The 10,444-nt window shown below is 35.9% G+C and carries 7 protein-coding genes; 3 read left to right on the top strand and 4 right to left on the bottom strand.

Annotated features, from left to right (window positions below):
- Window positions 1–2,923, top strand: a 2,923-nt coding sequence (locus NHF50_RS01570; protein WP_252774827.1) for a T9SS type B sorting domain-containing protein, incomplete at its 5' end; no start/stop codon positions are given.
- A 93-nt stretch (window positions 2,924–3,016) separates the two neighbouring features.
- Here NHF50_RS01570 and NHF50_RS01565 read toward each other — a convergent pair.
- Window positions 3,017–4,207 (bottom strand): pyridoxal phosphate-dependent aminotransferase, encoded by a 1,191-nt coding sequence (locus NHF50_RS01565; protein WP_252774826.1) that lies wholly within the window; start codon window positions 4,205–4,207, stop codon window positions 3,017–3,019.
- Between the two features lie 224 nt (window positions 4,208–4,431).
- Between NHF50_RS01565 and NHF50_RS01560 the strand changes: the two genes are divergently transcribed.
- Window positions 4,432–5,763 carry a PDZ domain-containing protein gene (locus tag NHF50_RS01560; RefSeq protein WP_252774825.1) on the top strand — a complete coding sequence of 444 codons (1,332 nt, stop codon included), beginning with the start codon at window positions 4,432–4,434 and terminating at the stop codon, window positions 5,761–5,763.
- A gap of 30 nt (window positions 5,764–5,793) precedes the next feature.
- On the opposite strand, the gene NHF50_RS01555 is transcribed toward NHF50_RS01560, so the two are convergent.
- Window positions 5,794–6,186, bottom strand: a complete 393-nt coding sequence (locus tag NHF50_RS01555; RefSeq protein WP_109570565.1) for a DUF1573 domain-containing protein — start codon at window positions 6,184–6,186, stop codon at window positions 5,794–5,796.
- A gap of 313 nt (window positions 6,187–6,499) precedes the next feature.
- Here NHF50_RS01555 and NHF50_RS01550 point away from each other — a divergent pair, with 313 nt between their 5' ends.
- Window positions 6,500–9,127 (top strand): valine--tRNA ligase, encoded by a 2,628-nt coding sequence (locus tag NHF50_RS01550; protein ID WP_252774824.1) that lies wholly within the window; start codon window positions 6,500–6,502, stop codon window positions 9,125–9,127.
- 64 nt (window positions 9,128–9,191) lie between these two features.
- On the opposite strand, the gene NHF50_RS01545 is transcribed toward NHF50_RS01550, so the two are convergent.
- Window positions 9,192–9,818, bottom strand: a complete 627-nt coding sequence (locus NHF50_RS01545; RefSeq protein WP_109568019.1) for a chloramphenicol acetyltransferase — start codon at window positions 9,816–9,818, stop codon at window positions 9,192–9,194.
- A gap of 10 nt (window positions 9,819–9,828) precedes the next feature.
- Complete coding sequence (locus NHF50_RS01540) at window positions 9,829–10,401, bottom strand: pentapeptide repeat-containing protein (protein WP_252774823.1); 573 nt, start codon at window positions 10,399–10,401, stop codon at window positions 9,829–9,831.
- Window positions 10,402–10,444: the final 43 nt, after the last annotated feature.

Here is a 10,444-nt window from a genome sequence, read left to right as displayed (position 1 = left end):
AACAGGTGCCGCACAGGTATTGATCAGTGGAGCAACATCAGATCAGGTAATAGTTTTAGAAGAGATAGCCATAGGTAGCTGTATAGTTACTTTATCTGAAACAGAGACAGTAGTAGTAAATCCGGTACCGGTATTTGGTACATTGTCAGATAACGGTCCTATATGTGCTGGAAATGATGTAATGTTTGACCTAAGCGGAACGGCAGGAGCTGTGGTAACGTATACGATTAACGGCGGAACAACCCAGACAGTAACTTTAGATGCAAGTGGCGTAGCTCAGGTCTTGGTAAGCGGAGCAACAATAGATCAAACTATCGATTTGAGCGATATAGTATTAGGAAGTTGTAACATGAGTTTATCCGAAACGATAACAGCAATAGTAAACCCTAACCCTACTTTTGTAAGTATCAGCAATAACAGCCCGATATGTTCAGGAGAAACGGCAACGTTTTATGTAGAAGGAACAGCAAATGCTTATGTAGCGTATACAATTGACGGAGGAAGCAGCACACAAGTACAGTTAGATGCATCAGGTCAGGGTGGTATTTCGGTTAACAATGCTACATCAGATGTAGTAGTAAATATAATATCTATAGATAATGGTTGTACGGTAGTAATCGGTCAGAACAGTACGGTAACCGTTAATCCTCTGCCAAGTATTACCTCTGTGACTAATGACGGTCCGGTATGTGAGGGAACCTCGGGTAGTTTTACCATTACAGGAACTCCGGGATCAGAGGTAGAGTATACCTTAAACGGAACCCCGGGTAGTGTAACATTATCATCATCAGGGACAGGAAGTGTACCGGTAGCTAATGTAACGGTAGATCAAAACTTGGAGTTGAGTATGATAACCAACCTTTCAACTACGTGTTCAAGTACGGTAGGAAACAGCAGTACATTATCAGTATTGCCTTTACCGACAGCAAGCATCAGTGCGCAAAGCAGTGCAGTTTGTTTAAACGGAGCAACGTTCTTGGATTTTAGCGGAACACCAAATGCAACAATAGAATTTACAGACGGAGCATCAACCTATCAGGTGCAATTAGATGCGTCAGGAAATTATACGAATTGGGCAACGCCTGACTTAACAGTAGATACGACTTACACCTTAGTAAGTGTAACATCTTTAACGACACCTGCTTGTGTACAACCGTTAGGAGATAATGTAACGATAACGATCAATCCTACACCATCTATTAGTGATTTGGTATATTCCGATCAGATCTGTAACGGAACATCAACAGATATCTCCTTTACATTAAACAATACAACGTCGTACTATTGGAGTGCAACGATTGTGAATATCGACAATACCACTTATGTACAAGGCGGAGATGAAACCGTAGCGATCAACCAGGTAGTGAACCTACAAGATTTATTGGAGATAGGTTACATTACGGTTCAGATTACACCGGTATTAAGTGGAGGTAGTTGTTCAGGAATAGAAGAAGAATTTACCATACAGGTAAATCCGATGCCTGATCCGGCAAATATCGACATTAACATAACCTCAGTATCCGTATGTAGCGGAGATGTGGTAGAGGTTAATATTTCAGGTCTTCCTACAGGTATGGACTTCAACTGGGTAGCACAAACCAGCGGATTGAGTACAACAGGTTCCACCAGCGGAACAACAGACAGTACGATCTCATTACCGTTTACGGTGAATGATCCTATGCAGTCCGGAACAGTATACTTTGAGATCACCCCTGTTTTAGGGACTTGTGTAGGTCCTGTGATCGTGAGCGATACCATAACAGTAAATCCGATACCGGGTAGTATTTTAGAGCCAACAGTAGCACCTGAGATCTGTAGCGGAGAGATTGTTTATGACGATCTGGATATTTATGTAGGTTACCCTAACATAACGGGTGTAGAGGTTTACTGGGAAGTACAGGATGCCGTAGGCGTAACAGGAGCCTTACCTGGAAATACCAGTGTATTGCCTGCAGAAATACCTGATCAGTTGTTTACAACAAGCGATAGTCAGGGATATGTGATCTACAAAGTCTGGACACAGTTAGGTAGTTGTATGGGCGAGATCAAATACATTACGGTTTATGTTAACCCATTGCCTGAACCGGTATTAGAAGACAGTGCTATCTGTGTGGAACAGGTAAGCGGTGTGGTTTATCAGACCACGATATTGAATGCAGGAGACTTCAGTGGCGGTAACTATCAGTTTGAATGGTTTATGGATGCTGGAAGTGGTCCTGTATCAGTAGCAACGTTATCTAATGATTCAACGTTAGAGGTATCAGAGGCAGCGAGTTATTATGTAGTGGTAACGAATCTGGACACGAATTGTGAAGGGATCTCCAATACTGTAGTAGTAGAGGAGACCAATCCTGCGACAAATATAGTGACTACGGTAACGGATGCTTTTACGGATAGTGCAACGGTAGTGGTAACGGTATCCGGAGGAAGTAATCCTGCGACAAATATAGTGACTACGGTAACGGATGCTTTTACGGATAGTGCAACGGTAGTGGTAACGGTATCCGGAGGAAGTAATGGAGATTACCTGTATCAGTTGGATGAGGAATCGTTACAATCGAGCAATGTGTTTACCGGAGTAAGTTCGGGAGAACATCAGATCACGGTAGTAGACACACAAGGCTGTACCTTCTTACAGGATACGGTAACGGTGATAGACTATCCTAAGTATTTTACACCAAATGGAGACGGAATACATGATACTTGGAATATTGTTGGATTAAATCAGGCAGAAGCTAAATTGTATATCTTTGACCGTTATGGTAAATTGATAAAACAAATAAGTACATTAGATGAGAGTCAAGGATGGGATGGGACTTACAATGGACATCCTTTACCATCAACAGACTACTGGTTTAGTCTACAGTATCAAGAGAATGGTGTGGCAAAAGAGTTTAAAGCTCACTTCTCGTTGAAACGATAAACTAATAAAATTAGAAGAATAAAAAAACCGCTATTAAGCGGTTTTTTTATTTTAAACTAATAAATATTATAATAGTATGTTTTTTGGAAAAAATTAGTTTGGATATACAGCCAAAGCTTCTTTTAAGATATGAACTGATTTTACTAGATCTTCTTTGTTTAATACATAAGCAATGCGAACTTCATCCAGACCAACTCCCGGAGTTGAATAAAATCCTGCTGCTGGTGCTACCATGACAGTTTCACCATTTAAGTCATAATTCTCCAGTAACCATTGAGCAAAGTTATCTGCGTTTTTAACAGGTAATTTAGCAATGCAGTAAAATGCTCCTTTAGGAACAGCTACTTTTACCCCCGGTATTTTATTTAATTCACTAACTAAAGTATCTCTACGACCCTTATATTCTGTGATAACTTCATCAAAATAACTTTGTGGTGTATCAAGAGCAGCTTCACTGGCAATTTGAGCATAAGTAGGGGGACTCAAACGGGCTTGAGCAAATTTCATAGCTGTAGCCATGACTTCTTTGTTTTTAGAAACAATACAACCGATACGAGCTCCGCACATACTGAATCTTTTAGAAACAGAGTCGATCATTATAGCATATTCTTCTAAGCCTGGAACATTCATAACAGAATAATGTTTGTATCCGTCATAAGTAAATTCACGGTAAACTTCATCAGCTATTAAAAATAGATCGTGTTTTTTTACGATGTCGGCTAATTTTTGAATTTCTTCTTCCGAATACAAGTAACCGGTAGGGTTTCCCGGATTGCAAATTAAAATAGCCTTAGTTCTGGGAGTAATTAGTTTTTCAAAAGCTTCAATCGGAGGCAAAGCAAAATTTTCTTCAATCCCGGAAATTACAGGAACGACTTTTACCCCGGAAGCAGTTGCGAAACCATTATAATTAGCATAAAAAGGTTCCGGAATTATAATTTCATCATCTTGATCCAAAACACTTCCTAAAGCAAAGAGTAAAGCTTCAGAACCACCTGTTGTAATGATGATGTCTTGAGATTCAACAGGTAATCCTTGGTTTTTATAATATTGTGATAATTTGTTTCTATAACTTTCAAATCCGGCAGAATGGGAATACTCCAAAACAGAGATATCTGCATCTTTCACAGCATTTAAAGCTACTTCAGGGGTCTTGATATCCGGTTGCCCGATATTTAGATGATATACTTTATGACCTCTCTTTTTAGCAGCTTCAGCATACGGAACCAACTTTCTGATAGGGGATTCCGGCATTTGTTTTCCTTTGTTCGATATTTTTGGCATGACTTGTTTGTTTTACTCGACAAAATTGCATTTTTTTTAGTTGCAATAAAAACAAATTCTAAAATTTTGTTTATCAATATAAAAGAAAAATATTCTATGAAATAAAAATCGAGTCTTTATAAAAAAAATAGTGTTGTTTTGTTAAATTATAAACGATTTTATGATTAAATTTAATAATTGATAAAAAAAATAGTTTTTTTTATCTTTTTGAAAATTAAATAGTAATGAAGGGGAATTTTAAAATAAGCTATTGTTTTTTCTTCTTGGTATTCCTGAATAGTAGTTTATTCGGGCAATTTCAGTTGGACAAAAGATACAAGAAATATAAAATTCCTTTTGAGCATACACATAATTTAATCATTTTAAAATGTACTTTAAACGGAAGTCCCTTGAATATGATTTTAGATACCGGTTCTGAGAAAAATTTACTGTTTACCTTCCCTGAAAACGATACAATTACTTTTTACAATTTACAAAAATTGAAAGTTAAGGGAATAGGTATAGGTGAAGATATAGAAGCCTATTTATCGAGGAATAATAAATGTGCAATCGGAGATTATGTAAACTCTGGTTTTGAAACACTTTTGGTTCCTGATGTGAATATTGGACTTATTGATAAATTAGGAATTCCTATAAACGGTATAATCGGTTCCGAATTTTTTACGGCATATTGGGTAGAAATTGATTATCAAAGAGAAAAGATAGTTGTTATTCCTAAAGAGAAGTTTAAAACTAACAGACTTAAGAGATACGAACGTGAACAAGTAGTCGTTCAACGTGGAAAACCTTACATTAAGATCAAAATAAAAGAAAGTGAACATGAAGATGAAAAAGACTACAAATTACTTTTGGATACCGGATTAGGAGACGGTCTTTGGCTTTTTGAGAATGATACGTTGAAATGTACCCATCGTTTTTTCAAGGATATTTTAGGGAGAGGGCTGACAGGGGAAATTACAGGAAAGAAGTCACGAGTTAATGAATTATTTATTAAAGGATTTAAGTTTTCTGAGGCATTGGTTTCATATCCCGATTCGGTTTCATTAACTGACCTTGAGAGGCTTCAAGGTAGGAATGGTTCTTTAGGAGGCGAGATTTTAAAGCGTTTTAACTGGATTCTGAATTATGAGACCGGAAGTTTTTATTTTAAGAAAAATAGTTTGTTTGACGAAGCTTTTAATTACAATATGTCAGGGATAGAAGTTCAACATAACGGTTCGCAGTGGATTAAAGAAACAGTTTATGATAATTCGGTCGGGAATAAGGTTAATATGAACGAATTTATTTTTGAAGACTCTAATCGTAAATACAACTACACATATAAACTCAAGCCTATTTTTGAGATTTATTCCATTAGGGAAAATTCACCGGCAGAAAAAGTTGGTTTACAAGTCGGGGATTTAATAGTAAGCCTTAACGGAAGGAGCTCACAACATTTGTCTATTCAAAAAATAACAGAGATTTTTCAGTCTCAAGAGGGGAAGAACATAAAAATTGAAGTAGAGCGTGACGGAGAAAATTTAAAATTTGAGTTCCGACTTGAAAAAGTATTATAAAAAAAGCCCCATTCGGGGCTTTTTACTAATTTATTTATCTTTTTTAACGATGACAGTTCCTTTAATTCTTAGCGGAATTACGCCGTTAGGCTTGTTTACCGCATTGGTCTCCACTGTAACCGTTTTACTGATCGGTCCCGGATTCATATTGTATTTCACTACAATCTTATCTGATTTACCCGGCATAATAGGAGCGTCCGGTTTTTCTGCGACAGTACATCCGCAACTTGAATTTACTTTTTTAATAACTAAGGGAGCATCACCTGTATTTGTAAAAACAAATTCTCGTACACCGCTGTCTTCCCCTTTAACTACCTCTCCGTAGTTAATGGTTTCCGTCTTAAATTCAATCTTAGCACCTTCTTGTGCAAATACATTGATACTTAGTAGAAATAGAACAATAAGTCCAAGTAGTTTTTTCATCATAATAAAATTAATAGGTTATGGTAAAAATAAGCGAATAAACTTAAAGAACCAATAAATCCTCTTTTTTATTTTACCATATATCCTTACTTTTGCATAAAAATTACAAAAAGTGTACCAAAATTCAATTTTATATAATCCTTTTAAACCGATCCTTGTTAAGGAACGAGTCTGATTTTGGTGTCAGTTGACCTTTCCGATAGTATTTTTAATGGATCTTAAACTTGAAAGAAACTTAGTTCTCGGAAAGAGAAATTATCATAATGAATTTGTAAATTATTAAAAATCAATACTTAAAATATATCATAAACGTATGATTCCTGCACAATTTAATTCTAAAGATGTAGAACAAAAATGGTACGACTATTGGATGAAGAATAATTATTTCCATTCAACGCCTGACCACAGAACTCCTTATACTATTGTAATTCCGCCACCTAATGTAACCGGAGTGTTACACATGGGTCATATGCTGAATAATACTATTCAAGACGTGTTGATCCGCCGTGCTCGTTTAAAAGGACTTAACGCTTGTTGGGTTCCGGGAACCGATCACGCTTCAATTGCGACCGAAGCAAAAGTTGTTGCTAAATTGAAAAATGAAGGCATTAATAAAGCCGACTTAACACGAGAGGAATTTTTGAAACATGCTTGGGAATGGACTGACAAACATGGCGGAATCATTTTAGAACAACTTAAAAAACTAGGTTGTTCATGCGATTGGGAACGAACTAAGTTTACTATGGATGACGATATGACAGCTTCAGTTATCAAATCGTTTGTAGACTTATATAACAAAGGATATATTTATCGCGGTTACCGTATGGTAAATTGGGATCCGGAAGCAAAAACAACATTATCTGATGAAGAAGTGATCTATGAAGAGCGTCAGGGAAAATTGTATCATTTGCGTTATAAAATTGAAGGGACAGAAGAATATGTTACAATTGCAACCACTCGTCCTGAAACTATTTTAGGAGATACTGCTATTTGTATCCATCCGGATGATGAACGTTATACGCATTTAAAAGGTAAAAAGGCAATTGTTCCTATTTGCAATCGTGTAATTCCGATCATTTTTGACGAGTATGTTGATATGGAATTCGGAACCGGTTGTTTAAAAGTAACTCCCGCTCATGATGTAAATGATAAAGAATTAGGAGAACGCCATAATTTAGAGATCATCGATATTTTTAATGAGGATGCTACTTTAAATAGTTTCGGATTGCATTACCAAGGAAAAGACCGCTTTGTAGTTCGCGAAGAAATAGCCAAAGAACTGGAAAATATAGGTGCCTTGGTAAAAGTTGAAAACCATCTAAATAAAGTTGGAACTTCAGAACGCACAAAAGCAGTTATTGAACCGAGATTATCAGACCAGTGGTTCCTGAAAATGGAAGAATTGGTAAAACCGGCTATCAAAGCAGTTCTAGAAACTGAAGAAGTAAAATTATATCCTTCTCGTTTTAATAATACCTATCGCCACTGGATGGAAAACATCCGGGATTGGAATATTTCCCGTCAATTGTGGTGGGGACAACAAATTCCGGCGTACTATTATGGTGAAGGAAAAGAAGATTTTGTAGTAGCAGAGACCAAAGAACAAGCTTTAGAGTTAGCTAAAAGCAAAACCGGAAATACCGCTTTAACAGTTGCGGATTTAAAACAAGATGTTGATGCATTGGATACTTGGTTCTCATCATGGTTATGGCCTATGGCTGTTTTCGGAGGTGTATTAGATCCTGAAAATGAAGATTTCAAATACTATTATCCGACAAATGACTTGGTTACCGGACCGGATATTTTATTCTTCTGGGTAGCTCGTATGATTATTGCCGGATACGAATATACAGGTAAAAAGCCATTTTCGAATGTATATTTAACCGGATTGGTTCGCGACAAGCAACGCAGAAAAATGTCAAAATCATTAGGAAACTCACCGGATCCGTTAGATTTGATCGATAAATTCGGTGCTGATGGTGTTCGTGTAGGCTTATTGTTAAGTGCTTCTGCCGGAAACGATATCATGTTTGACGAAGAACTATGTAATAACGGTAAAGCCTTTGCAAATAAGATCTGGAATGCTTTTCGTCTGATCAAAGGATGGGAGGTTGCAGATATTCCTCAACCGGAAGCTTCAAAAGTTGCCATTAACTGGTACGAAGCGAAGTTGCAAAAGACATTGATCGAAATTGAAGATAATTTTGAAAAATATCGGTTGTCAGATGCGTTGATGGCAATTTATAAACTGGTTTGGGATGATTTCTGTTCTTGGTTTCTGGAAATGATTAAACCGGGATACCAACAACCGATTGACCGTGCAACATTTGACAAAGCTATTGAGATGTTAGAGGCTAATCTGAAGTTATTGCATCCGTTTATGCCGTTCTTAACAGAGGAAATCTGGCAACATATTACAGAGAGAAGACCGGAAGATGCTTTGATTGTTGCAAAATGGCCGGAAGTAAAAGAAGCTAATGCAGATTTAGTGGATCAATTTGATTTTGCTGCTGAAGTAATTGCAGGAATCCGAACAATCCGAAAGGAAAAAAATATTTCATTCAAGGAAGTTATTGATCTGAAAGTAATCAACAACGAAAAAATGCCAATTACTTTTGATACAATTATTTTAAAACTTGGTAATGTAGAAAGTTTAGAATATGTAACGGAACAAGTAGAAGGAGCATTGACTTATCGCGTAAAATCAAATGAATATTTTATTCCTATTTCAGGAAGCATTGATGTTGAAGCTGAAATAGCTAAGCTGCAAGAAGAACTAAAATATACACAAGGCTTTTTACGTTCGGTTCAAGGAAAGTTGTCAAATGAAAAATTTGTTAACGGAGCTCCGGAAAAAGTAATTGAAACGGAGCGTAAAAAAGAGGCAGATGCTTTAGCTAAAATTGCAACTATTGAGCAAAGTTTAGCCAGTTTGAAATAATAATTGTATTTCAGAATATTTGATTTAAAATCCCAATTCATAGAATTGGGATTTTTTTATGGTTTTATGAATTCAGGAAATGTTGGAATTTCTCCAGATATTGTGCAATATGGAATCCATCCATCAGTCCGTGATGTGCTTCAATAGAAATAGGTAAAAACTTTTCATGGTTTCGTTCCGAAAGCTTTCCGAAAGTAATTTTGGGTACAGATTCTTTAGAGTTAAGATTAGTAGGATGTAATATAGCGCTAAATGAAACCCAAGGCAAAGTAGAGTAACGAACTAAATTGATTTTCCTGTCTTCACCATTTAAGCGCAATCCGCTTGAATTTTGTACTGCATCGATTTCTTCTTGTAAATTTGTATTAAAAGATTCAAAATTATCACTGTAATTTACAAACGTAAAAGCGAATGTTCCGTCTTTTCTCCCAATTGTAGTTCCGACATGAATAGTGTCTAATTCAAAAACTTTATCATCAATAATTCGTAATTTGAATTCCGGAATTTCATTAACCGCTTTTATTGACTGATGCATATAATAAGCAAAAAAAGAAATACTATTGTCTTTTGCTTTTTGAAAAGCCTTTGTACAATTTACTTCTGTAGTTACACCAAAATAAGGACTGACCATTTTTGAGAAAAATTCAAAATGCTCTTTACGGTTCCATTTTTCAATATCAATCTCTTTCATTTTACTTTGATTAAGAAATTACTAAATCATACTTTTCCAATAAACCTTTTAGCCCTTCTACAGAAAATTTAGCTCTTTTCATTTTATTTTGCTCCGGATCAATAGAAAAATTATAGCTGGTCGTGAAATCAGTTTTCGAAAGATTAGTTTGGTAAAAAACAGTACGTCTTAAATCACAGTTATCAAAAACCGTTTCTGATAGATCGCTTTCCATAAAATCAGCAGAAACCAAACTGCATCCTGTAAAGTGCATTTTCTTAAGTTTTAGACCATAAAATTTAGTAAAATCCAATCGGCAATTGGTAAAATTGAAATAGTAGATTACTTGGTCGGTCATCGCAAAATTGACATTCGTAAAATTACAATCATCAAATTCTACACCACGCAATGAAACATAGTTGATCTTAGTATCATTGAAGTTACAATGCAGAAAAGTACAATCCACAAAGACAACACTTAAAAAAATACATTGTGTAAAATCGCAATGATCAAAAGTACAATTTTCAAATTCTTTGAATTTAATGTCGTTTTCATTAAAATTTTTGTTTTGGTATTTCTGATCGTGAATAAAATCGGAGTTCATGTTGTATTTCGGTTAGTATAAGAACCAAAAATAATCATTTTGC

The organism is Flavobacterium sp. NRK F10 (assembly GCF_024054235.1).
GTDB classification, from domain to species: domain Bacteria; phylum Bacteroidota; class Bacteroidia; order Flavobacteriales; family Flavobacteriaceae; genus Flavobacterium; species Flavobacterium sediminis.
The sequence above is the reverse complement of the archived record's forward strand: the minus strand, read 5'-3'. Positions and strand labels throughout refer to the sequence as shown.

Coding starts and splice junctions, on each gene's coding strand:
- NHF50_RS01565 (WP_252774826.1), bottom strand. CDS start 4,207: ATGCCAAAAATATCGAACAAAGGAAAACAAATGCCGGAATCCCCTATC.
- NHF50_RS01560 (WP_252774825.1), top strand. CDS start 4,432: ATGAAGGGGAATTTTAAAATAAGCTATTGTTTTTTCTTCTTGGTATTC.
- NHF50_RS01555 (WP_109570565.1), bottom strand. CDS start 6,186: ATGAAAAAACTACTTGGACTTATTGTTCTATTTCTACTAAGTATCAAT.
- NHF50_RS01550 (WP_252774824.1), top strand. CDS start 6,500: ATGATTCCTGCACAATTTAATTCTAAAGATGTAGAACAAAAATGGTAC.
- NHF50_RS01545 (WP_109568019.1), bottom strand. CDS start 9,818: ATGAAAGAGATTGATATTGAAAAATGGAACCGTAAAGAGCATTTTGAA.
- NHF50_RS01540 (WP_252774823.1), bottom strand. CDS start 10,401: ATGAACTCCGATTTTATTCACGATCAGAAATACCAAAACAAAAATTTT.